This is a genomic window from Streptomyces sp. NPDC002573 (assembly GCF_042889625.1).
Taxonomy (GTDB): domain Bacteria; phylum Actinomycetota; class Actinomycetes; order Streptomycetales; family Streptomycetaceae; genus Streptomyces; species Streptomyces gibsoniae.
This window is the reverse complement of record NZ_JBIARC010000002.1, coordinates 234724-258718: the sequence shown is the minus strand read 5'-3', so window position 1 is coordinate 258718 and position 23995 is coordinate 234724. Positions and strand designations below refer to the sequence as shown.

The 23995-nt window shown below is 72.9% G+C and carries 21 protein-coding genes and 1 riboswitch; of the genes, 9 read left to right on the top strand and 12 right to left on the bottom strand.

Features of this window, described 5'->3' with window-relative positions; translation table 11 throughout:
• Positions 1-53: 53 nt before the first annotated feature.
• Positions 54-686, top strand: coding sequence for a sulfite oxidase-like oxidoreductase (locus ACFYX0_RS03295; protein ID WP_311690812.1), 633 nt, complete (start codon positions 54-56; stop codon positions 684-686).
• 37 nt (positions 687-723) lie between these two features.
• Here ACFYX0_RS03295 and ACFYX0_RS03290 read toward each other — a convergent pair whose 3' ends face one another.
• The 5 genes from ACFYX0_RS03290 to thiO all read right to left on the bottom strand — a co-directional run bounded on the left by ACFYX0_RS03290 (position 724) and on the right by thiO (position 5889).
• Entirely contained in the window at positions 724-1614 is an 891-nt protein-coding gene (locus ACFYX0_RS03290) for a deoxyribonuclease IV (protein WP_388965763.1), read from the bottom strand.
• A gap of 56 nt (positions 1615-1670) precedes the next feature.
• Positions 1671-3593 (bottom strand): Stk1 family PASTA domain-containing Ser/Thr kinase, encoded by a 1923-nt coding sequence (gene pknB, locus ACFYX0_RS03285; RefSeq protein WP_388965762.1) that lies wholly within the window; start codon positions 3591-3593, stop codon positions 1671-1673.
• Between the two features lie 133 nt (positions 3594-3726).
• Complete coding sequence (locus ACFYX0_RS03280; RefSeq protein ID WP_311690818.1) at positions 3727-4521, bottom strand: thiazole synthase; 795 nt, start codon at positions 4519-4521, stop codon at positions 3727-3729.
• A 4-nt stretch (positions 4522-4525) separates the two neighbouring features.
• Positions 4526-4726 carry a sulfur carrier protein ThiS gene (thiS, locus tag ACFYX0_RS03275; RefSeq protein WP_311690820.1) on the bottom strand — a complete coding sequence of 67 codons (201 nt, stop codon included), beginning with the start codon at positions 4724-4726 and terminating at the stop codon, positions 4526-4528.
• Positions 4723-5889 carry a glycine oxidase ThiO gene (gene thiO / locus ACFYX0_RS03270; RefSeq protein ID WP_388965760.1) on the bottom strand — a complete coding sequence of 389 codons (1167 nt, stop codon included), beginning with the start codon at positions 5887-5889 and terminating at the stop codon, positions 4723-4725. The genes thiS and thiO overlap by 4 nt, the downstream gene beginning before the upstream one ends.
• Positions 5888-6000: riboswitch (TPP riboswitch) on the bottom strand. Its footprint overlaps the gene before it by 2 nt.
• A gap of 221 nt (positions 6001-6221) precedes the next feature.
• On the opposite strand from thiO, the gene ACFYX0_RS03265 reads away from it, so the two are divergent.
• The 5 genes from ACFYX0_RS03265 to ACFYX0_RS03245 all read left to right on the top strand — a co-directional run bounded on the left by ACFYX0_RS03265 (position 6222) and on the right by ACFYX0_RS03245 (position 10748).
• Positions 6222-7448 (top strand): NAD(P)/FAD-dependent oxidoreductase, encoded by a 1227-nt coding sequence (locus ACFYX0_RS03265; RefSeq protein WP_388965757.1) that lies wholly within the window; start codon positions 6222-6224, stop codon positions 7446-7448.
• A gap of 149 nt (positions 7449-7597) precedes the next feature.
• Complete coding sequence (locus ACFYX0_RS03260) at positions 7598-7963, top strand: Rv2175c family DNA-binding protein (protein ID WP_311690826.1); 366 nt, start codon at positions 7598-7600, stop codon at positions 7961-7963.
• Positions 7964-8072: 109 nt separating this feature from the next.
• Positions 8073-8723, top strand: a complete 651-nt coding sequence (thiE, locus tag ACFYX0_RS03255; RefSeq protein WP_388965755.1) for a thiamine phosphate synthase — start codon at positions 8073-8075, stop codon at positions 8721-8723.
• A gap of 121 nt (positions 8724-8844) precedes the next feature.
• Complete coding sequence (gene metF / locus ACFYX0_RS03250) at positions 8845-9768, top strand: methylenetetrahydrofolate reductase [NAD(P)H] (protein ID WP_388965752.1); 924 nt, start codon at positions 8845-8847, stop codon at positions 9766-9768.
• A gap of 56 nt (positions 9769-9824) precedes the next feature.
• Entirely contained in the window at positions 9825-10748 is a 924-nt protein-coding gene (locus tag ACFYX0_RS03245) for a hypothetical protein (protein WP_388965750.1), read from the top strand.
• A 73-nt stretch (positions 10749-10821) separates the two neighbouring features.
• Here ACFYX0_RS03245 and ACFYX0_RS03240 read toward each other — a convergent pair whose 3' ends face one another.
• From ACFYX0_RS03240 to ACFYX0_RS03225, 4 genes are all read right to left on the bottom strand, one after another.
• Entirely contained in the window at positions 10822-12348 is a 1527-nt protein-coding gene (locus tag ACFYX0_RS03240; protein WP_388965747.1) for a phytoene desaturase family protein, read from the bottom strand.
• Positions 12349-12856: 508 nt separating this feature from the next.
• Positions 12857-13489, bottom strand: a complete 633-nt coding sequence (locus tag ACFYX0_RS03235; protein WP_388965745.1) for a TetR/AcrR family transcriptional regulator — start codon at positions 13487-13489, stop codon at positions 12857-12859.
• 56 nt (positions 13490-13545) lie between these two features.
• Positions 13546-15630 (bottom strand): YhgE/Pip family protein, encoded by a 2085-nt coding sequence (locus ACFYX0_RS03230; protein WP_388965742.1) that lies wholly within the window; start codon positions 15628-15630, stop codon positions 13546-13548.
• Positions 15602-16465 carry an ATP-binding cassette domain-containing protein gene (locus ACFYX0_RS03225; RefSeq protein ID WP_388965739.1) on the bottom strand — a complete coding sequence of 288 codons (864 nt, stop codon included), beginning with the start codon at positions 16463-16465 and terminating at the stop codon, positions 15602-15604. Before ACFYX0_RS03225 ends, ACFYX0_RS03230 begins: the two co-directional genes overlap by 29 nt.
• A gap of 188 nt (positions 16466-16653) precedes the next feature.
• Between ACFYX0_RS03225 and ACFYX0_RS03220 the strand changes: the two genes are divergently transcribed.
• The 3 genes from ACFYX0_RS03220 to ACFYX0_RS03210 all read left to right on the top strand — a co-directional run bounded on the left by ACFYX0_RS03220 (position 16654) and on the right by ACFYX0_RS03210 (position 18887).
• Entirely contained in the window at positions 16654-17292 is a 639-nt protein-coding gene (locus ACFYX0_RS03220) for an SAV_6107 family HEPN domain-containing protein (protein ID WP_388965736.1), read from the top strand.
• 164 nt (positions 17293-17456) lie between these two features.
• The gene (locus ACFYX0_RS03215; protein WP_388965733.1) at positions 17457-18227 is read left to right on the top strand and encodes a methyltransferase; all 771 of its coding nucleotides are present in this window, start codon (positions 17457-17459) and stop codon (positions 18225-18227) included.
• 276 nt (positions 18228-18503) lie between these two features.
• Positions 18504-18887 (top strand): DUF3040 domain-containing protein, encoded by a 384-nt coding sequence (locus tag ACFYX0_RS03210; RefSeq protein WP_311690846.1) that lies wholly within the window; start codon positions 18504-18506, stop codon positions 18885-18887.
• A 179-nt stretch (positions 18888-19066) separates the two neighbouring features.
• Here the strand turns inward: ACFYX0_RS03210 and ACFYX0_RS03205 are convergent, their stop codons facing one another.
• The 3 genes from ACFYX0_RS03205 to ACFYX0_RS03195 are packed head-to-tail and all read right to left on the bottom strand — an operon-like array spanning position 19067 to position 23951.
• Entirely contained in the window at positions 19067-21571 is a 2505-nt protein-coding gene (locus ACFYX0_RS03205; RefSeq protein ID WP_388965730.1) for a DUF3488 and DUF4129 domain-containing transglutaminase family protein, read from the bottom strand.
• Entirely contained in the window at positions 21568-22926 is a 1359-nt protein-coding gene (locus ACFYX0_RS03200) for a DUF58 domain-containing protein (RefSeq protein ID WP_388965728.1), read from the bottom strand. Before ACFYX0_RS03200 ends, ACFYX0_RS03205 begins: the two co-directional genes overlap by 4 nt.
• On the bottom strand, positions 22926-23951 hold the full coding sequence (locus tag ACFYX0_RS03195; protein WP_388965725.1) for an AAA family ATPase: 1026 nt from the start codon (positions 23949-23951) through the stop codon (positions 22926-22928). The genes ACFYX0_RS03200 and ACFYX0_RS03195 overlap by 1 nt, the downstream gene beginning before the upstream one ends.
• Positions 23952-23995: the final 44 nt, after the last annotated feature.

Here is a 23995-nt window from a genome sequence, read left to right as displayed (position 1 = left end):
GATTGAGGTCCGGCTGGTCGGATGCACCCTCTGCGGTCTGTCAGGATGGAGCCATGGGTCATCCGGTGGAACGCGTGTCAGGAGAAGCGGTACGGTCCGAGCTTCCGCCGGGACAGCGCCTCCAGCGGGGCTGGCCGGTGACCCATTACGGACCGGTACCCAAGTTCCGCCCCGAGCGTTGGGACTTCCGGGTCTTCGGTGCCACCGCGGACGGCGAGAAGCACTCCTGGAACCACGAGGAGTTCACGGCCCTGCCGTACGCGACCGTGGTGGCCGATCTGCACTGCGTCACCAAGTTCAGCATGCTCGGGGCCGAATGGGGCGGCATCCCGGCCCTCACGGTCCTGGAGATCGCCCCGCCCGCCCCCGCCGTCACCCATGTGATGGTCTGGGCGGAGTACGGATACAGCGCGAACCTCCGCCTCGCCGACTTCGCCTCGGACCGCACGATCTTCGCCACCCACAAGGACGGTGAACTGCTCACCGCCGAGCACGGCTTTCCGCTGCGGCTGATCGTCCCCCACCTGTACGCCTGGAAGGGCCCCAAGTGGGTCCGCGGCATCGAGTACATGACCGCCGACCGGCGCGGCTTCTGGGAGGAGCGCGGCTACCACAACCTCGGCGACCCCTGGCGGGAGCAGCGCTACTCCTACCAGGAGGAACCCGGCGACGGCCCCGAGCTCTGAGCCCCCGCGGCGACCGCGCTGCACCGGGCCCGGAGAGTCAGCCCTCCCGCAGCTTCTTCAGACGCTCCACGTCCGCCGCGTGGCCTTCCTTGCCGCCCGGTGTCTCGATGACCAGGGGGACGCCCGCGGTGGCCGCGTGGGTCGTCAGGGCGCGGAACGGGTCCTCGCCGATATGGCCGGAGCCGATGTTCGCGTGCCGGTCCCGGTGGGCGCCGACCCCCTCCATGGAGTCGTTCGCGTGGACCAGCTTCAGCCGCCCCTCGCCGACGGTGTCCACCAGCAGATCCAGGGTCTGATGCATACCGCTCGGCCCTGTCAGATCGTGCCCGGCCGCGAAGACATGGCAGGTGTCCAGGCACACGCCCAGCCGGGGATGCGCGTCCAGCGCCTCGAAGTACGGCCCGAAGTCCCAGGTGCGCGAGCACAGCGAGGCGCCCTGGCCCGCGGTCGACTCCAGCAGGAGGTACGGGTCGTCGTCGTGCGTCAGCTCGTCCAGCAGGGGCAGCATCCGCTCACGCACCTGCCGCAGGGCGACCGCCCGCTCCCGCCCGCCGGTGGCGCTCCCGGTGTGCACGACGACGCCCAGCGCCCCGATCTCACGGCCCCGGCGCAGCGAGTGCCGCAGGGATTCCACCGACCTCTCGACGGTCGCCTCGGTGTGCGAGCCGAAGTTGATCAGATATGGCGCGTGGACGTACACCGGTGTCGACCCGGCGGCACACGCGGCCCGGAACGCCTCGTCCTGGCGCGGATTGCCGGGCGGGGTCGCCCAGCCCCGGGGATTGGCGACGAAGACCTGCACGGTCTCGGCCCCGATGTCCCGCGCATAGGCCAGCCCGACGGAGTGCAGACCTCCCGCCACGGGGACATGACTGCCGACGGGATTGCGGAGGGCGGCGGACGCGCCGGGGGCTGGGGAGGTGCTCACGCTCCCAGGGTGTCACGCGGGCCGGGACGCCCGGGCGGCCGGGCGTCCCCCGGGCCTCAGCGGATCTTCAGGGTGATCGTGGACCCCTTGGGCGCCTTCTGGCCGCCCTTCACCGACTGGTGCTTGACCGTGTCGCCGAACAGGCCCAGCAGACCGCGGTCCTCCTCGACCTGGAAGCCCGCCGCCTCCAGGGTCTTGCGCGCGTCGTCGACGTTGTCGCCGACCACGTCCGGCACCTCGACCTGCTCGCGGCCCTTGGAGATCGTCAGCGTGACCGTGTCGCCCTCGGCTACCTGCTTGCCCGGGTCCGGGGACTGCCGGGCGACCTTTCCGGCGTCGAACTCCGAGGTGACCTGCGTGTCCGCGATCTTCACCTTCAGGCCCTCGTCCTGAAGCTGGGCGGTGGCCTCGTCGAGGTCGGAGCCGGCGACCTGGGGAACCTCCACCGGGCTGCCCTTGCTGACGGTGAGCGCGATCGCCGAACCGCCGTGGCGCTTGGTGCCCGCCCCCGGGTCCGTGCCGATCACGGAGCCCTTGGGCACGTCCTCGCTGAACGCCTGCGTGACCATGCCCGGGACCAGGCCGGCCTTCGTCAGCCGCTCCTGGGCCCTGGCCACAGGGTCGCCCTTCACATCGGGCACCTGCACCGTCTCGGGGCCGTCCGAGACGGTCAGCGTCACCGAGTCGTGGGAGCGGATCCGCTCGCCCGCGGACGGATCGGTGCTGATCACCGTGCCCTGCCGCACCGTGTCGCTGTAGGCGTGCCGGACCTGACCGACCTCCAGGTCGGCCCGCTTCAGCCGGGTCCGCGCCTCGGCCTCGGTCTTCGCCAGCAGCGGCGGCACCTTGGTGAACTGGCCCGAGTTGATGTACCAGACACCCGCACCGACGCCGAACACCACGAGCGCGGCGAGGACGAGCGCGAGCAGCCGACGGGGGCGCGCGGGGCGTGCGGCGGGCTCGGACGGCGGGGTCTGCAGCACGCTCGTCCGGTTGAGCACGGCCGTGTGGTGGGCGGAGTCCTCGCCGTCCACGGGGCGGACCGGCAGCAGCCGCGGGATCACGCTCGTACGGTCCCCGGCGTTGTCGTGCTCCGCGGCGAGGGCGCCCGGAGGCACGGCGTCCAGCTGCTCCGCGGTGAGCTCGCTGCGCGCGTCGAGCACCTGCCCGAGCAGCGCCACCGCATCGCCCGGACGCAGCTCGGGGCTGCGGGCGGTCGCCGCCGTGACCAGCTCGTCGAGCTCGATCGCCAGCCCCGGCACGGCGGCCGACGGCGGCGGTACGTCCTCGTTCAGATGCTGGTAGAGCACCTGGGCGGGGGAGTCGCCGCCGTGCGGCTTGGCGCCGGTCAGCATCTCGTACAGCACCACCCCGCACGCGTACACATCGACCCGGGGGTCGGCCGTGCCGTGTTCTATCTGCTCCGGGGCGAGATAGGAGACGGTGCCGAGGACGGCGCCCGTGGTGTTCGTGACGGTGTCGACGGCCCGGACGAGACCGAAGTCGGCCACCTTGACCCGGCCGTCGTCGCCTATCAGGACGTTCTCCGGCTTCATGTCCCGGTGCACGAAACCGGCGCGATGCGCGGCGCCGAGCGCGGCGAGCACCGGTTCCAGGATGTCCAGGGCGGCTCGCGGCTGCAGCGCCCCCCGCTCGCGCAGCACGTCCCGCAGGGTGCAGCCCGCGATGTACTCCATGGCGAGATAGACGTAGGACCCGTCGGCGCCCTGGTCGAAGACCTGCACCACATTGGGGTGGGCCAGCCGCGCGACCGACTTGGCCTCGCGGATGAAGCGGTCCACGAAGGTCGCGTCGGCCGCCAGCGCCGGGTGCATCACCTTGAGCGCGAGGATGCGGTCGAGGCGGGTGTCCAGGGCCCGGTAGACCGTGGCCATCCCGCCGATCGCGATCCGCGCGTCGACGCGATAGCGGCCGTCGAGCACCTGCCCGACGAGAGGGTCCTGAAGGGTCGTATCCACGCTGGTGAGTCTACGAGGGACCACTGTCGGTCCCCTCCGCTCCCGCTTGCCCGGAGCATGACTGCAGCCGAGCTGTGACGCGGACCGCACGCGGCCCGGCCGTCCCCGCGCCGGGTACGGCCGGGCCGGGGTCTCAGAAGGCGGGCCGCTCCGGGTCCAGGCGCGCCAAGCCCTCCGTCGGGGACGACGCCTCCGCGAAGTGCCGGCGCGGGATGCGCCCCGCCCGCCGGGCCATGCGGCCCGCCTCCACGGCGTGCCGCATGGCCTCCGCCATCAGGACCGGTTCCTGCGCCCGGGTGACGGCCGAGGCGAGCATCACCCCCGCGCACCCCAGCTCCATGGCCAGGGCCACGTCCGAGGCCGTGCCCGCACCCGCGTCCAGGATCACCGGCACGTGCGCGTGCTCGACGATCAGCTGGAAGTTGTGCGGATTGCGGATGCCGAGTCCGGAGCCGATCGGCGAGCCGAGCGGCATGATCGCCGCGCAGCCGACGTCCTCCAGCTTCCGGGCGAGGACCGGATCGTCGTTCGTGTACGGCAGCACGGTGAAACCGTCGTCGACCAGGGTCTCGGCCGCGTCCAGCAGCTCGATCGGGTCGGGCAGCAGGGTCCGCTCGTCGGCGATGACCTCCAGCTTCACCAGATCCGTGCCGAGCGCCTCGCGCGCGAGACGGGCGGTGAGCACCGCCTCGCCCGCGGTGAAGCAGCCCGCCGTGTTGGGCAGCACCCGGATCCCGAGCCGGTCGAGCACGGACAGCACCGAACCGTGCACCGAGGCGTCTACGCGGCGCATCGCGACCGTCGTCAGCTCCGTGCCGGACGCCACCAGCGCCCGTTCCATGACGTCGAGGCTCGGCGCGCCGCCGGTCCCCATGATCAGCCGGGAGGAGAACGTCGTGCCACCGAGGACGAAGGGATCGTCGGCCATGGGATCAGCCTCCTTGGACGGCGGTGAGGACCTCGACGCGATCACCCTCGTGGAGGGCGGTCGACGGCCACTGCGTGCGCGGGACGACGGTTTCGTTGAGGGCGGCGGCCACTCCCGAGCGGGCACCGGTGAGGGCCTGTACGACGGCGTCGAGCGCCGTGCCGGGAGCGAACTGGCGGGACTCTCCGTTGACCGAGATGTTCATGCGGGCTGCTCCGTGAGCGCGGTGGCGGCGAACCGCCGGGGGGTGAAGGGGCGCGCCTCGTCCGGGAGGTCGCCCGTGGTCAGAACGTGGGCCATGACGTCGCCGGTCACCGGGGTGAGCAGGACGCCGTTGCGGTAGTGGCCGGTGGCCAGCAGCAGGCCGTCCAGCTCGGTCGGGCCGAGCAGCGGCGCGTTGTCCGGGGAGCCCGGGCGCAGTCCGGCCCGGGTCTCGGTGAGGGGCAGCTCGGTGATCCCGGGGACCAGCTCGTGCGCGTCGCGCAGCAGCTCGTAGACCCCGCCCGCGGTGACCGTCGTGTCCCAGCCCAGCTCCTCGCTGGTCGCGCCGACCACCAGCTCGCCGTTCTCGCGCGGCACCAGGTAGAGGTGGCCGCCGCGGACGACGGCGCGCACGGTACGGCTCAGGAACGGGGCGTACCGCTTCGGCACGGTCAGCCGCAGCACCTGCCCCTTCACGGGCCGTACGGGCGGCAGCACCTCGTCGGGCACCCCCGCGAGCTGCCCGCTGAGGCTGCCCGCGGCGAGCACCACCTGCTCCGCGGCCAGGTCGGTGCCGTCGGCGGTCCTGAGGCCGGCGACCCGCCCCCGCAGCACCGTCAGCCGCTCGGCCCAGCCCCGGTGGAAGCCGACCCCGGCCCGTTCACAGGCCGTGACCAGCGCCGCGACCAGCCGCCGCGGGTCGATCTGGTGGTCGCCGTCGACCTTGAGCCCGCCGCGCACCCCGGGGGCGAGCATCGGCTCCAGGCGTCGGCAGTCACGGCCGCTCAGCCATTCCGACGCAAGGCCGGAGCGCTGCTGGAGGGCATGCAGGTCCCGCAGATCGGCGCGGTCGTCGGCGTCCAGCGCGACGGCGAGCGTGCCGCACCGGCGGTATCCGAGGTCCAGACCGGTGGCCTCGGTCAGCTCGGCGGCGAAGTCCGGGTAGCGCCGTGCGGACTCCAGGTTGAGCGCGAGCAGCGTCTGCTCGCCGTAGTGCAGTTCGGTCACGGCGGCCAGCATCCCCGCGGCCACCTGGGCGGCGCCGCCACCCGGAGCGGGGTCGACCACGGTCGTGGCGAGCCCGCGCTGCGCGGCGCGCCAGGCCGTGACGAGTCCGATGATCCCGCCCCCGACGACGAGGACGTCCGAGGTACGTATGGGTGACATGGGCGTTCAGCCCCCTCCCTTCGCCGGCATGATCCGGATCAGGTTCGTACGGTCGGAGGCCGGCCAGCCTCCCTCTCAGCCCGGTGCGTCCGGGCTCCCGCGAGTGCTTGTACGGGGGCCACCCTAATCCGTGCCCGTCCGCGCCGGTAAGGGAGCCTCCCGGGGGGGCCGAGGTTGTCCGGAGCCGCGGCGGGTAGGCGCAAGGGGACCGCCCCGGTCGCCGGCAGGCAGGGCTCGGGCGGGATCGCGGCAGGCAGCGGGACGAGTGCTGTGCAGCAGGTCACTCAGCATGCCCGCTGACTGACACATTGTCAGTTGGCTAGGGTGATCAGGTGAGCGAGCAGACGCAGGAACGGGGCGATTCGGCACGGCGCGTCGTCGTCGTGGGTGCGGGCATGGCCGGGGTGCAGACCGCGGTCGCGCTGCGCGAACAGGGGTTCACCGGCCGGGTGACGCTGATCGGTGCGGAGCCGCACCAGCCGTACGACAGGCCGCCGCTGTCCAAGGCCGTGCTGCTCGGCAAGGCCGAGGGCTCCGCCTTCGACGTCGACTTCGAGGCCCTCGGCATCGAGCTGCGGCTGGGCTGCGAGGTGGTCGGCCTGCGCACCGCCGACCACGAGCTGGACACCGTGGAGGGACCCGTCGCCTACGACGTGCTGGTCCTCGCCACCGGAGCGGAACCGATCCAGCTGCCCGGCGCGGAAGGCGTCCCCGGGGTGCATCTGCTGCGCACGCTGGACGACGCCGAGCGGCTGCGGCCGGTCCTCGCCGAACAGCACGACATCGTGGTCGTGGGCGCGGGCTGGATCGGTGCCGAGTTCGCCACCGCGGCGCGCGAGGCGGGCTGCACCGTGACCGTGGTGGAGGCCGCCGACCGGCCGCTCGCGGGGGCGCTGCCCGCGGAGGTGGCCGCCCCGATGGCGGCCTGGTACGCGGACAGCGGGGCGGAACTGCGCACCCACGCGCGCGTGGACCGCATCGAGTCCGGGGCCGTGGTGCTCGACGACGGGTCCCGGGTGCCGGCGGACGCGGTGGTCGTGGGCATCGGGGCACGTCCGGCCACGGCGTGGCTCGCCGGCTCGGGCGTCGAGCTGGGCGCGCACGGGGAGGTGCTGGCCGACGAGCACCTGCGCACCTCGGTGCCGGACGTGTACGCCGTCGGGGACTGCGCGTCCTTCCCGTCGGGGCGGTACGAGCAGCGCCTGCTGGTCCACCACTGGGACAACGCCCTCCAGGGCCCGCGCACGGTGGCCGCGAACATCATCGGGGAGACCCCGATGGCGTACGACCCCGTGCCGTACTTCTGGTCGGAGCAGTTCGGCCGCTTCGTCCAGTACGTGGGCCACCACGCCGCGGCCGACACGACCGTCTGGCGCGGGAGCCCGCAGGGTGCCGCCTGGGCCGTGTGCTGGCTGCGCTCGGGCAGCCTGGTGGGCCTGCTGGCGGTGGGCCGCCCCCGGGACCTGGCGCAGGGCCGCCGGCTGATCGAGTCGGGCACCCCGATGGACCCGGAGCTGCTGGCGGACGCGTCGCGCCCGCTGAAGGAGGCGACGGCGTAGGGGCAGGTCCCGGGCGCCGCGTCCCGGCCCGCCCATGCCCCCGTTCGCGGGACGGCGGGGGCCCTCCGTGTCCACCGCCGGAGGCAACCGGCACTCTGCCGGAGGTGCCCCGCTTCCGACTGTCAGTCCGGGATGGCACGCTTGATCCCGTGACCGAGATTGACGCAAAGATTGATGCTCTCGTCCCCGGCTGGCTCACCCTCCCCGACATCGCCGAGGCACTCGACGTCGAGGTGACCCGCGTGCGGCAGCTGGTCAAGGAGGGCCAGCTCGTCGCCGTACGCCGTGGCGAGAACCGCGCACTGCACGTCCCCGACGCCTTCATCGACGGGGACAAGGTGGTCAAGGGCCTGTCCGGGACCCTGACCCTCCTGCGGGACGACGGCTTCACGGTCGAAGAGATGATCGAGTGGCTGTTCACCTCCGACCCGACCCTCCCCGGCACCCCCGCGCAGGCCCTCAGGGAGAATCGCGGCACGGAGGTGAAGCGCCGCGCTCAGGCGCTCGCCGTCTGATCCGATCGAGAACAACCGTCCGGCGTACGGGCCGCGGGTCCACGGGCCCCGGCCTCGGGCCGACCGCGCCCGCCGCGGCCCGTACGCCACCGACCCCGGGGGACCCATCGTGCCCGACACCGCCCGCACCGCCCGGCTCGCCGACGCCCGCGTCTATCTGTGCACGGACGCCCGCACCCGCCAGGGCGACCTCGCCGAGTTCCTCGACGCGGTCCTGGCCGGGGGCGTCGACATCGTGCAGCTGCGCGACAAGGGCATGGAGGCGGCCGAGGAACTGGAGCACCTGGCGGTCTTCGCCGACGCCTGCGCCCGCCACGGCAAGCTGCTCGCGGTGAACGACCGCGCGGACGTCGCCCACGCCGCCGCCTCGGACGTCCTGCACCTCGGCCAAGGCGACCTGCCCGTCCCCGCGGCCCGCGCCGTCCTAGGCGACGAGGTCCTCATAGGCCGCTCGACGCACTCCGTGGCGGAGGCCGAGTCCGCCGCCGTCCAGGACGGCGTGGACTACTTCTGCACCGGGCCCTGCTGGCCCACCCCCACCAAGCCCGGCCGCCCCGCCCCGGGCCTCGACCTGGTCCGGCACACCGCCGCGGTGGGCACCGACCGGCCCTGGTTCGCCATCGGAGGCATCGACCTCGGCAATCTGGACCAGGTACTGGAGGCCGGCGCCCGCCGGGTGGTCGTCGTCCGCGCGATCACGGAGGCGACCGACCCCGGCGCCGCGGCGGCGGAGTTCGCGAAGCGGCTGCGGACGGCGTAGAACGGCCGGTTCGTCGGCCCGACCATGCGCGGATGTCCGACTGGTGGACAACAGCGCGACAATTCCGGCAAATCTCCAGCGTCCGGTTGGGGGACCGCCTCCCCCTGGCTAACCTGCGACTATGGCCCTCGGAACCGCATCCACGAGGTCTGATCGCGCGCGAACGGTGCGTGACATCCTCGCCACCGGTAAGACGACGTACTCGTTCGAGTTCTCGGCGCCGAAGACCCCCAAGGGCGAGCGGAACTTGTGGAGCGCGCTGCGCAGGGTCGAGGCGGTGGCCCCGGACTTCGTCTCCGTGACCTACGGCGCGGGCGGTTCGACCCGCGCGGGCACGGTGAGGGAGACCGAGCAGATCGTCGCCGACACGACGCTGACCCCGGTCGCCCACCTCACCGCGGTCAACCACTCCGTCGCGGAGCTGCGCAACATCGTCGGCCAGTACGCGGACGCCGGGATCCGCAACATGCTCGCCGTCCGCGGCGATCCGCCCGGCGACCCGATGGGCGACTGGGTCCCGCACCCCAAGGGCCTGGCCTACGCGGCCGACCTGGTCCGGCTCATCAAGGAGGCGGGCGACTTCTGTGTGGGCGTCGCCGCCTTCCCCGAGATGCACCCGCGCTCCAGCGACTGGGACACGGACGTCTCGCACTTCGTCGACAAGTGCCGGGCCGGCGCCGACTACGCGATCACCCAGATGTTCTTCCAGCCGGAGTCCTATCTGCGGCTGCGCGACCGGGTCGCCGCGGCGGGCTGTGCGACCCCGGTCATCCCCGAGGTCATGCCCGTGACCAGCGTGCGGATGCTGGAGCGGCTGCCGCAGCTCAGCAACGCCGCCCTCCCGGCCGCCCTGAAAGAGCGGATCCTCGCAGCGAAAGACGATCCGGCGGCTGTACGCTCGATTGGCATCGAGTTCGCCACGGAGTTCTGCTCGAGGCTGCTGGCCGAGGGAGTCCCCGGACTGCACTTCATTACACTCAACAACTCCACGGCGACGCTGGAAATCTACGAAAATCTGGGCCTGCACCACCCGCAGCGGGCCTAGACCGGTCGCACCCAACTACGACACACTGCGTAGCGGCCACTGGGAGAGGGGCGTACATGGGCTGGGCGGTCCTCTACATCGCGTTCGGCATCGTCGCGCTGTGGCTTCTGGGCGAGGTGCTGCTGCAGTACAAGGCACGACTGCGCTGGCGGCTGCTGGCCTTCGTCGGCTTCCTCGGAGTCGTGCTCGGCGTGCTGACCGCCTCGGTGCTGGTCATCGCCGTGGGCGCTGCGGCGTTCGCGGTCGGGCAGACCTACGTCACGCTGTCGTTCCGCCGCGGCTTCGCGGCCGGCTGGGCGGTCGGAAACCGTCCGCGTGAGGGTGGCGGCAGCAAGCGCCGCCGGGGCGAGGCGGCCCGGCAGGAGCACGTGCCGGACGACGACGGCCCCGACGACGAGCAGCTGACCGCGGCGACGCCCCCGCAGGACGACGCCTACGACGACGACAACGTCTTCAACCGCGCCCAGCCCGCGGAGAGCGCCGCCGAGGCGACCGCCGTGTACGAGCCGCAGCCGCTGCCCGAGGAGACCGGCTCGTACGGTGTTTACACGGGCGCGGCGTACGCGGCCGCCACGGACCCGTCCTACGCGAACGCGGGCCAGACCCAGGACCAGCAGGCCTACGCCTACGACGGCTACTCCGGCTACAACCAGCAGGGCTACAGCTACGAGGGCGCCCAGCAGCAGTACGGCGGCTACTCCGACCCCTACGCCGGCACCCAGACCTACGGCGGCGGCTACGACCCCGCGTACGGCGGTCAGGAGCAGTACGGACAGCAGGCGTACGGCCAGGAGCAGTACCCGGTCGGTACCTACGGCGAGACCCCGGCCGGCGGTGTCTGGGTCCCCCAGCAACGCAGCAACGAGGACGCGTTCGGCGGTGAGCTCCCGCAGGAGCAGCCGTACCCGTACCAGGGGAACGGCACGGCACCGAACGGCACCGCGCAGGGCCACGGCTACGACGAGCAGTACCGTTTCTGAACGAACGCCTCACAGCTGTCCGAGGGCCCGGTGCCGAGCACCGGGCCCTCGCGCACGGACGGCCCCCGGTGCCTCACTGCGAGCCCCGGAAGTCCGGCCCCTCCACGATCAGCCCGGCGACCAGGGCCCCCGACATCCCGGCGTGCGGAAGCCCACCCCCGGGGTGGGACCAGCCGCCGACCGTGAAGAGGCCGGGCAGGCGCGTGCTGTTGGACGGCTGCAGCAGCCGTCCGCCAGCCGCCGCGAGGGCCGGTGCCGGGACCGCACCGCCGGGCACACCGGTCTCCTCGGTGATGTCGCCAGGGGCGCGCACCTCCCGCCACAGCACCCGGTCGCGCAGACCGGGTATCGCGCGCTCGGCGGTCTCCACGATCCGGTCCACATCGGACGCGGCCGGGCTCAGGCCCGCCGGCACCGTGACCGACAGGGTGACCGCCTCGTGCTCCGCGTCGGGCACCAGCGCGGGGTCGTCCGGGCGCAGCACCGTCACCGTCGAGGCGGCCGGCAGCCCGGCCTCCGCCCCGAACAGGCGGTCCAACTCGCCCTCGCGGTCGGCCGGGTGGACCACCGTCCGGTGCGCCGTCCCCTCCGGCCGTCCGTCGCGCAGCGCCAGCAGCACCGTCAGCCGGGCGGGCATGCCGCGCTGTGCCGGGACCTCGCCGGCCCCCCGCACCGACACCGTCCCCGGCACCAGGCGGTCCAGCACGGCGGGCGCCACCCCGGCGACCACATGGTCCGCCTCCACCACCGATCCGCCCCGGGAGCCGGGCGCCCCGGAGGTGTCCCCGGCCAGCTCCACGCCCGCGGCCCGGCCGTCCTTCTCAACGATCCCGGTGACCTCGGCGCCGAAGACGAACTCCACCCGCCGCGCCACGCACCGCTCGTACACGGCACGCGCCAGCTCCCGTATCCCGCCGCGCACGTACCAGGTGCCGAAGGCATGCTCCATGTACGGCAGCACCGCCGCGCTCGCCGGTGCCGTCCGGGGGTCCAGGCCGTACGCCAGGGCATGGCTCTCCAGCAGGGCCCGCAGCCGCTCGTCGCGCAGCTCGAAGGCGCCGACCTCGGCGAGCGTGCTGGCCTGCCGGGTGCGCAGCAGTCTGCGGTGCGGCACCGACGGGTACGGCTCGCGCTCGGCCAGATCCGCCCAGTTGGGCCACAGCGGCTCCTCCAGGAGCGGCCTGCGGGTGCGGTCCCAGGCCTCGCGGGCCCGCACCAGGAAGTCGCCCCAGCGCTCGCCCGCCCCGCCGCCGAGCGCCGCGTCCAGCGCCGACACGGCGCCCGCGCGTGACGCGTTCGGCAGCGAGAGCTCCGTGCCGTCCGCGAAGACGTGCCGCGCGGACGGGTCCACCTGGACCAGCTCGACCAGGCTCTCCAGCGGCTCTTTGCCGGTCTTGACGAACAGGTCGCGGTAGACCGCCGGGAGCGGCAGCAGGCCCGGGCCGGTGTCGAAGGAGAAGCCGTCACGTATGAGACGGCGCACCGCACCGCCGTACGTCTCCGTACGCTCGTACACCACCACCCGGTGGCCCGCGACGGCCAGCCGGGCGGCAGCCGCCATCGCGCCCATCCCGGCGCCGATCACCGCAATCCGTGCCATGCCGGTGACTTTATCCGCCACCGCCGACAGCCCGGCCACGGGCCGGTGATCAGTGTCCTCGGCGTGCGTCCGGCCCCCTCGCGGCCTCCGGGACGTGGGGATGAGCGCTCAGGCCTGAGTATCCGTACTCATTCGGTGAGATGAGTACGCGCACGGATGGGGCCCGACGTGCGCGAACGAGACAGTGGAGACACGGGAAAGAGGTGCGGTCCGGGACCGCCGACACGGGGCGGCGGAACGGCTCCCGCGCCCTTGCCCGCTCCTTCCGCCGACCCCGCTCGGCGGAAGCGAGGACGGGGGGACCCGGGGGAACGACCGAACGGGGTCCGACGGGGGAGCACGGGGGAACGACGAAGCGCCGGTCCGAGGCGGCCCGACAGGGACGCGGCCATCTCGGACCGGCGCTTTCGCTCTTGTAGGTTCCCGGGGTTTCGGGCTTCCGGTTTTCGGCTTCCGGCTTCCGGCTTCCGGCTTTTCAGGGTTTTCGGGCTTTTGTGTGCCTGGCGCGCTATCTGTTCCCGCTCACGCGTCCCTGGATCAGCCTGGACAGCGCCGCGTGGACGTCGTCCAGGGAGCGTTCCGGCTGGAACGACTGCCAGTCGAGAGCCGCCACCAGGACCATCCCGACCAGCGCGGCCGCCGTCAGCGGGACATCGATCTCGTCGCTGAACTCGCCGTTCGCCACCCCCTCGCGCAGCACGTCCTCGATGGCCGCGACGACCTGCTGGCGCACCACCATGAGCGTGGACTGCCAGGCCCGGTTGGTGCGCCACAGCTCGGCCACGTAGAGCTGGGTGAAGGCCGGGTAGCGGGCGATGAAGCCGAGTCCCGCGCGGATCATGGCGTCCAGGGCGTCGACCTTGGTGCCGCCGGCCAGGGCGGTCTGCTCGGCCGCCTCCCTCAGGGAGGCGGTGAGCAGACCCACACCGTGTCGCAGCAGCTCCTCGAAGAGGACGGACTTGCTGGCGAAGTTGTAGTAGACCGTGCCCTTCGCGACCCCCGCCCGTTCGGCGATCTCGTCGACGGTCGTCGCGGAGAAACCCTGTTCCGCGATGAGGGTGACCGCCGCCTCGTAGAGCTTCTGCCGGGTCGCCGCGCGTCGGCCCGAGCCGCCTGGTGTGGCGGCACTGGTGCGTTCCATGGCCATGATTCTCACAGGAAAGGCTCCCTCGGAGGACGCGGGTCCGGCTGTGGCCGTCACAGGCTCAGCTCCGGATGCAGCCGGTCGAGGGTCCACACCTGCTTGCGGCGGGCGGACAGGGCGGTGAGCGCGAGGGCGCCCGCGGTGAACGCCGCCAGCACGGCGCACGCCTGCCACACGGGGCCGAGACCGCCGCCGGTGATGAGCCTGCGCAGGGCCTCGATGATGTAACTCATCGGCAGGAAGGGGTGGATCGCGTTGAAGAAGCCCGGACTGGTCTCCACGGGGTAGGTGCCGCCCGCGGACGTCAGCTGGAGCATCAGCAGCGCGAGGACGAGGATCCGGCCCGCCGCCCCGAACTGTGCGTTCAGCCACTGCACGATCGCCGCGAAACACACCGCCACCAGGAACAGGAACCCGACCGTGCCGGCCGCCCGCATCATCTCCAGGCCGATCGCCCAGTGCAGTACGGCCATGAGGGCGGTCGTCTGCAGCACACCCACGGCGGCCGCGGGCAGCCAGCCCGCCAGCGCGATCCGCCAGGCCGAGGCGCCCGCCGCGAGCGCGCGCCGGTTCAGCGGCGGGATCAGCATGTACGCCACCATGGCGCCCACCCAGAGGGAGAGCGGAATGAAGTAGGGGGCGAAACCGGTGCCGTAGTTCGGCGCGTGGTGCAGGTCCCGGGAGGCGAGCTGCACCGGGTCGGCCATCACCTCGGTGCGCCGGTCGCGGTCCTGCTTGCCGTAGGCGGGGATCTTGGACGCCCCGTCGTGCAGCCCGCCCGCGAGCTTCCCGGAGCCGTCGGCGAGCTTGTACATGCCGCCGTTGAGGTCGACCGCGCCCGCCTCCAGCCTGCCGACGCCCTCGTTCAGGTCGGCGGCGCCGGTCTGCGCGGTGCCGAGTCCGGCCTGCAGGGTCCCGGCCCCCTGGGCGACCCGGGCGGCGCCCTTGTTGAGCGCGTCCACCTTGGCGACCGCGTCGTCGAGGTCGTCGGAGAGGTGCGGTGCCGCCTTGGCGAGGGCCCGCGCCTGCTGCTGGAGCGTCTTCAGGTCCGACTGCATGGCGGTCATGTCCCCGTGGTAGTCCTGCACCACGGAGTTGACGTCGTGGGCGAGCTTCGCCGCCTGCGCCGCCGCGTCCTTCGCCTTCTTCAGGTCGTCGCACGCGGGGTCGGGAAGCAGCGGGCTGACACAACGCCGGTCGTAGATGTCGTTCAGCGCGTCGGACGCCTTGCGGGTGCCGCTCTCCGCGATGGGGGCCGTGGTGACGAAGGTGTCGAGGTGGTCGCTGATCACGCCCGCGGAGTCGGCCACCAGGGTCGCGGTGTCGGCGATCTGCCGGCCGTTCTTCTTCAGGAAGGGCCGCACCTGGTCGGCCGTGCCGTCCACCCGGTCGGCCAGCGCCTGGGTGCCGTCGGCGACCTGCTGCGCCCCGCTGTGCAGATCACCGGCGCCCCGGGTGAGCTTCGTCAGACCGCCCGACAGCTTCCCGCTGCCGTTCTCGGCCTCCTGGAGACCGTCGGCTAGGTCCTTGGAGCCCTGCTTCGCCTTGCCGATCCCGCCTGTGAGCCGGTCGGCCCCCTCGGCGGCCTGCACGGTCTTGCCGTGGATGTCGGAGAAGGAGATGAAGATCCGGTCCAGGAACGACCGCGACGTCTTCGTGGAGGCCGCCGCGCGCACCTCGTTGAACACCGTCTTGGAGATCTGCCCGACGATGTAGTTGTTCGCGTCGTTGGTGTGCACCTGGAGGGCGCCGGTCTCGGGGGACTTCCCGGAGCTGGAGGCGATCCGCGCACTGAAGTCGGACGGCATCGTCAGCGACAGGTAGTAGGTGCCGTTCTCGACGCCCTTCCTGGCCTCGGCCGCGCTCACCTCGTGCCACTCGAAGGTCTCGCTCTTGCGCAGTCCCTTGACGAGGTCGTCGCCCGCGGTGATCCTCCGGCCGTCCGCCGTCGCCCCCTTGTCGTCGTCGACGAGCGCCACCGGGATGCGGTCCAGGCGCCCGTACGGGTCCCAGAAGGACCACAGATACAGGGCGCCGTACAGCAGCGGCAGCAGCAGGAGCGCGACCAGTGCCGCGCGCGGCAGCCTTCCCCTGCCGAACCGCCTCAGCTCAAGCGCGGCCAGTTTCGGCGAGCGCATCCGCCGTCTCCTTGTCGTCTTCTGCGCCGTCCTCGGACGGCTCGTCGGGGGTGGTGGCCCTCTGGGATGCGTCCGGCGCGCCGCCCTCGGCGGCCGGCGGGGTCACGTCCCCGCCCTGTGCCGCGCGGTCACCCGGGGCCGTGGACACCACCAGCGCGTCCCGGGGGGCCTCGGTGCACACCGCGAGAACCGTGGTCCCGGCCTGCGCGACGGACCTCAACAGGTCCCATGCCTCGGCCCGTTCGGCGGCGGAGAGCTTGTGGTCGGTGTCGTCCACGGCGAGCAGACGCGGCCGGCCCATCAGGGCCAGGGCCACGGACAGCCGCAGGGCCTCCAGGCGCTCCAGATCGCGTACGGCGGTGCGGGGTCCCTTGGGCAGCGCGTCCTGGTCGAGCCCGGCCGCGGCGAGAGCGGTGTCGATACGTCGCCTCACCGACGCCGTGCGCTCGTCGCGCGGCCGCAGCAGCGCGCGCAGGGAGTCCCCGAACCGGCTCTCCAGCAGGGCTCGTTCACGTAGGTGCTCACCCACGGTCAGCGCGGGCTCCAGGTCGGTGACCCCGGACACGTTCGCGATCGCGCTCATCCGGCGCACCGCGGACATCTCCTTGGGCAGCCGGTGCCCGCCGACCGTGGCATGGCCCTCGCCGGGCCTCATCCGCCCGGTGAGCGTGAGCAGCAGACAGGTCCGGCCCGAGCCCGACGGCCCTTCGACAGCGATGAGCGCGCCGGGCCGGGCCGTCACATGGACACCCCGGAACACAGGGCCGCGCGGGCCCTTCAGGCCGAGGCCCGTGACCTCCACAGCGGCACCGGCCGCTTCCTCCTGCATGTCCATGTCCCCCCTCGTTCCCCTGGGCGAGTCGCCCAGTCGTGGGACCGGTTTTGAACTGACTGGTCAGTTCAAAATCTACCCCGAACCTACGAACGAAGCAAAACCGCAGGTCAGGCCGGATTGTCAGTGCCGTATCCCACGATGGGCACATGCGGCCACAGTGCCGTCACGCAGACGACAGGAGGTTCGTCATGGCCAGCTATCCCGCAGGTGCCGCACCCCGGCGCCGCGCCACCGGCCCTGCCCCCTCACTGACCGGCCCGGCGCGCGACGTGCACCCCGTACTGCGCCGGGCCACCGCCCCGCCCGCCGCACTGGACCTGCTCGCCCAGGCCCGCGCCGGACTCGACGAGGCGGCCCGACTGGAAACCCCCAACGAGCGCTATGCGACGGCCCATCTGGCGGCCCTGCGCACGGCGGCCGCCGTGCTCGCCGCGCGCGGCCGGCCGGAGCCCACCGCCCGGCGCCGCGCCAGGATCAGAAGCGCCTGGGAGGTGCTTCCCGAGATCGCGCCCGAACTGGCCGAGTGGAGCGCGCTGTTCGCCTCGGGTGCCGCCCGCCGCGCCCGCGCCGAGGCCGGCATCCCGGGCGCGGCCCGGCCCCGCGACGCCGACGATCTGATACGGGACGTGGCGATGTTCCTGCGCCTGGTCGAGCGGATGCTGGTGCTCCAGCCGGTCCTGCCACAGCCACGGCAGATCGGCGAGCGGGAGACCGCCGAACGGAGCGGCGGGGCGCGGGGTCCCGGCGAGCGGGGGAGCGGGGGCTGGGGGGACAGGGGCACGGGAGAGCGGGGGACGGAGGACAGGGAGATGCCGGACGCGGGCTGAGCCCTCCGGGCCGGTGTGCGGTGGTGTGGGTCGGGGCTCCGGACATGGTGCCGGAGGCAATAGGGTGGAGGCGCTGAAGCCTTTCGCCCTGGTACCGGGTCCGGAAGGCCGTCCGATCGCTCCGCCGCACGAGCAGGCGGTGCCGCGCCGAGGAGTCAACTGCCGTGTCGGACCCGATGCGCCCCCGCGCTTCTCTCCGTACCGCCGTGGTCTGGGAGGTCCTCAAGGACGCCCTCGACCGCCGCGTCAAGGCCACGGGGCGGGACGTGCTGGACGTCCTCGACACCGGTGGCGGCAGCGGCAACTTCGCGGTGCCCGTCGCCCGCCTGGGCCACCGGGTCACCGTCGTCGACCCCAGTCCGAACGCGTTGTTCGCGCTGGAGCGCCGGGCCGCCGAGGCCGGGGTCGCCGACCGGGTGCGGGGCGTTCAGGGCGACGCCCACGGCCTCTTCGACGTGGTGGAGCCGGCCGGCTACGACGCGGTGCTGTGCCACGGCGTCCTGGAGTACGTGGACGACCCCGCCGAGGGCGTACGCAACGTGGTCGCCGCGCTACGTCCTGAGGGCGTCCTCAGCCTGCTCGCCGCCGGGCTCGGCGGCGCCGTCCTGGCCCGGGCCCTCGCCGGTCACTTCAAGGAGGCCAGGCAGGCGCTCCAGGACCCGGACGGCCGCTGGGGCGAGGGCGACCCCGTGCCCCACCGCTTCACCGCGGACCAGCTCACCGCGCTCGTCCAGGACGCGGGCCTCGGCGTCGCCGCCGTGCACGGCGTCCGGGTCTTCGCGGACCTGGTGCCCGGAGTGCTGGTGGACACCGAGCCGGGGGCCCTCGACGCACTGCTCAAGCTGGAGGCCGCGGCGGCCGAGGAACCCGCCTTCCACTCCGTCGCCACCCAGCTTCATGTCCTCGGTGAGACCCGCGGCACGGCCGAGGTCTGAGTCCGCCGCCGGGACGCGCCGTTGATCAGCGGCGAGACGGCGGATGGAGTACGCCACAGGACCTCCGATCGGGCGGTGCGCGCCGTATGATCGAGGGAGACCGCCCGGCATGACGGGTCGGCCACTGGGGAATGGAAGCCTCAGTGAGCCAGGACGGCCATGGCGGATTCCGGTTGGCCAATTGGCGTAGAGGGGCGGGTTTCAAGGGGGCGATTCCCTGCCTATCCTGAAGGGGACCCCCGGTCGCCCCGGCGACTGCACGATGAGGAGGACTCCGTGCCGCTCTCGGAGCACGAGCAGCGAATGCTCGAGCAGATGGAGCGAGCGCTGTACGCCGAAGATCCCAAGTTCGCGACAGCGCTTGAGGGAAGCGGGCTGCGTACATACACCCGGCGACGGGTCTACCAGGCCGCAGCGGGCTTCCTGGTGGGTATCGCGCTCCTCATGGCCGGAATGGTCGCGAAGCAGATCTGGATCAGCGTGGTGGGTTTCCTCGTCATGCTGGGCTGTGCGGTACTCGTCGTGACCGGTTGGCGCAAGGTTCCGAAGCCGGGCGAGCAGGGGGCGCCGGGCGCCCGCAGGCAGGTCAGGCAGCGACGTTCCATGATGGACCGGATCGAACAGCGCTGGCAGCGACGCCGGGACGAGCAGGGTCACTAGCCCCCGGGCAGGCTGAGAACTTCCGGAAGGGGGCGACCACCGACGAGGTGGCCGCCCCCTTCCGCATGCCGGAACAGGCCTGCCATCGCTTCGGCCGCTTTTCCAGGGTTCCCGGGGTTCCCCAGGGCCCCGGAGCGTGACATCCGCTCCGGGGCCCTGGCCGGCCGCCTCGCCCCGCCTCAGCCGCTCTGCTGGCCGGACGGGCGGCGGAGCAGAGTGGACCAGCGAGTGGCCCAGCGGCCCTTGAGGTCCGCCCAGCGGTCGCCCATCGCCCAGACGACACGCAGGGAGGAGCGCGGTGCCACGACCGCACGCACCCGGGTCCGCAGGCTGACCTGGGACCGCAGTGCCGTCCGCACCTTGCGCACATCGTCGACGAGCCCGGCCTCGGGGCGCGGCTGCGGAGCGAAGAGCACCTGCTCCACGGCGCCGGCCACACGGTGCACGGCAGCGGCGGCGGGCCCGTCCAGGCGGCCGAGCCCCACGATCCGCTCGGCGGCCCCGCGCGGGGTCAGGGCGTCGTCCGGCACGATGCCGTAGTCCCACGCCGTGTCCGTGAGCTCGCGCCACACGGCCAGGGTGTGCCCCACGGCCGCCTCGGCCGCCCGGCCCGGTGGTGCCTCGCCCGGTACCACGGTCACCTCTATGTCCCCGGCGTACTGCTCACCGGTCCCGGGGTCGCGGCCCCGGGACCCGGCCGCCCGCAGGGCCGTCGGCGCGTGCCGGGCGGAGGCCAGCCGGACCGAGCGGCTCCGCAGCCGCCACAGCATCGGCGTCAGCGGCACCGCGACCAGGGCCAGCCCCAGCAGCGTCCACGCGACGACCTGGTACCACGGCGGCCCGCTGTCGCCGGTGACCGCCAGGGCGCCCGAGGACTGGGCCGGGCACGCCTCCAGCTTGCGCATGACCGCCGAGCAGCTCTCGCTCGCCGTCGGACCGGTGGACGCCGCCGCCGTCGACGACAGCGACGCCCGAGGCGGAAGGGGGTTCTGTCCGCTGGGCGCGTCCGACTGGGTGTACGAGGGGGTCGTCCCCCGGTTGGGGGTCGGCTCGAAACGGGTCCAGCCGACGCCCTCGAAGTACAACTCGGGCCAGGCATGCGCGTCCCGCAGTCCCACCGACATGGAGCCGTCCGCCAGCGGGGAGCCCGGGGTGAAGCCCACCGCGACCCGGGCCGGGATCCCCAGGGTCCGCGCCATCGCCGCCATCGCGAACGAGAAGTGCACGCAGAAGCCCTGTTTGTCCCTCAGGAATCGCGCGATCGCCTTCGGCCCGGTGCCGACCTGCACAGCGGTGCTGTAGGTGAACCCGCCGCTGAGCGCGAAGTAGTCCTGGAGCTTGACCGCCTGCTCGTAGTGGTTGGACGCCCCCGCGGTCACCTTGCGGGCCGTCTGCGCCACGACCGCCGGCAGCGACGTCGGCACCTTCGTGAACTCGCGCTTCAGCGGCTCCGACGGCTCCGGCGCGGTGGCCAGCTGCTCCGCGGTCGGCTGCACGATCAGACTCTTGACGTCGTACTGGATGCCGCGTGTGTTCTGCCCGTGGTCGCCGACGAGCGTGCGGCCGACCGGCTCGTAGCGCCAGTTGCCCCTGATCTTCACGCTGGTCGCGGGGTACGGCATCGGCAGCCAGTTCTGCGCGTACCAGTCCGCCGACGAGATCCGCGTCTCGATCTCGGTCCGCCGCACACTGCCCGAGAGGCCGGCCGGTGTGGGGAGCGAGTCCGGCACGGCGGTGATGCGCCGCTGGGCCGGCCGCCAGGTCGTGCCGTCGAAGTCGTCCAGGGCGACGATCCGCAGATACATGTCCTGGGTGTCGTCCGAGTTGGTGCGGTAGGCGATGACCTGGCGGTCCTGGTCCACGTTCAGGCTGTCGCGCAGCGAGACCAGGGGGTTGACCGCGGAGATCGTCTCGCCGTTCCCGAAGCCCGCGCCGACGCCGGTGCCGGTGTTGTCCAGCAGGCCGCCCTTGAGCGAGGGCAGTGCCAGCGGCACCACCAGGGCGACCCCCAGCGCCACCGCGCCGATGCGCCGTCCGGTGCGGACCGGGGCGACCGCGCCCCCGGAGTCCCGGTCCCGGCCGCGCGCGGCGCCGGCGAACACCCGCCCCCACTGGGAGAGCCGGTCACGGCCCTCGGCCAGCAGCAGCATCAGATAGCCGCTCGCGGCGACGAGGAACCACAGCCAGTCGGTGGCGCCGTCGGAGAGCCCGGCGGCCACCGAGTACAGCGCGAGCAGCGGCAGCCCGGCCGGGGCCGCCGCGCGGAAGGTCACCGCGAGCGCGTCCACCAGGAGCCCGATGATCAGCACTCCGCCGACGACCATCAGCCGGATGCCGGGGGTCAGCGGCGCGGGAATCGCATACTGCCCCACGTCCTCGGCGCCCGACCGCAGCAGCTCCGAGAAGTGGCGGACGGCCTCGGGGCCGGGCAGGATCCCGGCGACGGACTGACGGTGCGCGAACATCAGGGTGAGCAGCAGCAGGTCGACGACCCCCTGACAGGCGATGGTCAGCGAACGCGCCAGCGGCACCCGCCGGGCCAGTGCCCCCACCCCGGTCTGCACCGCCAACAGCAAGGCCGCCTGGAAGATCCAGGTCATCGGGGACACCAGGGGCAGCAGCGCGCACGACGCCGCCAGCGTCGCCACCGCTGCACACAGCGCCAGGCGGGCCCGCCCGCTCATGACCGTCCCTCCGCACCGCTCACGGCGCCCACATGCGTGCGCTGCCGGTCCGCCTCGCGCCACAGCTCCGTGATGGACACACCGCGAGGCACGGCCAGCGCCGTCCAGCCCGCCTCGCGCAGCATCCGCAGCCGTTCCCCGGTGCGGTCCGGGGGGCCCGGCACATCGGTCTGCTCGCGTCCCCAGGTGTCGCTGTCCAGCAGAAAGGCGAGCGCGCCGTTGCTGCGTCTGCTCATCTTGGCGGCCACCGTGGCCTGCTCCTCGTCCAGGTCGCCGAAGAAGGCGATCAGCAGTCCCTCGTTCCCGCCGCGCAGCAGGTCGTACGCGGGGGACAGACCCGTGCCGTCCGAATGGCCGATCACGGCGAGCGTGTCCATCATCAGCCCGGCCGCGTCGGCGGACTCCTGGCTCGCGCCCGCGAACCCGCTCGCTCCCTCGCCGGGTACCGAGTCACCCGTGTCCGTCAACAGCCTGACGGAGAAGCCCCGTTCGAGCAGGTGGACCAGCGCGGACGCGGCGCCCGAGACGGCCCACTCGAAGGCCGAGTCCGGTCCGGTGCCCTGGAAGGCGATGCCCCGGGTGTCGAGCAGCACCGTGCATCTGGCCCGCTGTGGCTGTTCCTCCCGGCGCACCATCAGCTCGCCGTAGCGCGCGGTGGAACGCCAGTGCACCCGGCGCAGGTCGTCGCCGTGGCGGTAGCCGCGAGGGATCACGTCGTCCTCGCCGGCCAGCGCCAGCGAACGCTGCCGCCCGTCGCCGTAGCCCATCGCCTCGCCGGTCAGCCGTACGGGCGGCAGCGGCTCCACGCGCGGGATGACCGTCAGGGTGTCGTAGGTCGAGAAGGAACGGGTCAGCTCGCACAGGCCGAAGGGGTCGGTCAGGCGCAGCTGGAGGGGTCCCAGCGGATAGCGTCCGCGCAGATCCGAGCGGACGCGGTAGGACACCTCGCGCCGGCCGCCCGGCTCCACCCGGTCCAGGACGAAGCGGGGGCGCGGCCCGAGGACGTAGGGCACCCGGTCCTGGAGCATCAGCAGCCCGGTGGGCAGCCGGGAGACGTTGTCCATCCGCAGATGGACGCGGGCCTCCGAGCCGGCCGGAACGCGCCCGGGGGACAGCCGGCGGCTGCCCGCGACCCGGTAGCGCGTGCGGTAGAGCACCGCCGCGCAGACCAGGGGCAGCGCCGCCAGCAGCAGTCCGACCCGGAGCAGAGCGCCCTGTCCGAGGACGTAGGCGCAGATCGCGGCCGCGATCCCGGCGGCGAGGAAGGAGCGCCCGCGCGTGGTCAGCCCGGCGAGCGCGGTGAGCGGTCCTCCCTGTTCGGGCCGGCCGCCGGGTGCCGTCCCCCCTTGGGGCATCACAGCCTCCGGGGCGGCTGCTGGCCGTAGCCCCGTCCCAGGGAGAGACCGGACTGCTGGGGTGCTGCGGGCACCGGGGTGCTCTGCAGGATCTCCTGGACGACCTGCTCCGCCGTACGGCGGTTGAGCTGGGCCTGCGCGGTGGGCAGCAGACGGTGGGCCAATACCGCCACGGCGAGGGCCTGTACGTCGTCCGGCAGGGCGTACTCCCGGCCGGACAGGGCGGCGGACGCCTTCGCCGCGCGCAGCAGATGCAGGGTGGCGCGCGGCGAGGCGCCGAGTCTGAGGTCCGGATGGGTGCGCGTGGCGGAGACCAGGTCCACCGCGTAACGCCGGACCGACTCCGCCACATGGACGCCCCGGACGGCCTCGATCAGCTTCAGGATCTCGTGCGCGTGCGCCACCGGCTGGAGGTCGTCCAGCGGGTTGACGCCGCCGTGGATGTCGAGCATCTGCAGCTCGGCCTCCGCGCTCGGGTAGCCGATGGAGACACGCGCCATGAAGCGGTCCCGCTGGGCCTCGGGCAGCGGATAGGTGCCCTCCATCTCCACCGGGTTCTGGGTGGCGACCACCATGAACGGGCTGGGCAGCTCGTAGGTCTGGCCGTCGATGGTGACCTGGCGCTCCTCCAGCGACTCCAGCAGCGCCGACTGGGTCTTGGGGGAGGCGCGGTTGATCTCGTCGCCGATCACGATCTGGGCGAAGATCGCGCCCGGCTTGAACTCGAAGTCCCGACGCTGCTGGTCCCAGATGGACACGCCCGTGATGTCCGAGGGCAGCAGGTCGGGGGTGAACTGGATGCGCCGCACCGAACAGTCGATGGAGCGTGCCAGTGCCTTCGCGAGCATCGTCTTGCCGACGCCGGGGACATCCTCGATCAGAAGATGCCCCTCGGCGAGCAGCACGGTCAGTGAAAGCCGTACGACCTCGGGCTTGCCCTCGATCACTCCTTCCACCGAACTGCGGATGCGCTCCACAGTGGCGGTCAGATCAGTAAGGCTCGCTCGATCGTCATAGGTCGTCACCCGGCCCTCCTCGGCCCGTACTTTCTCCGGGCCGACGCTCTGCG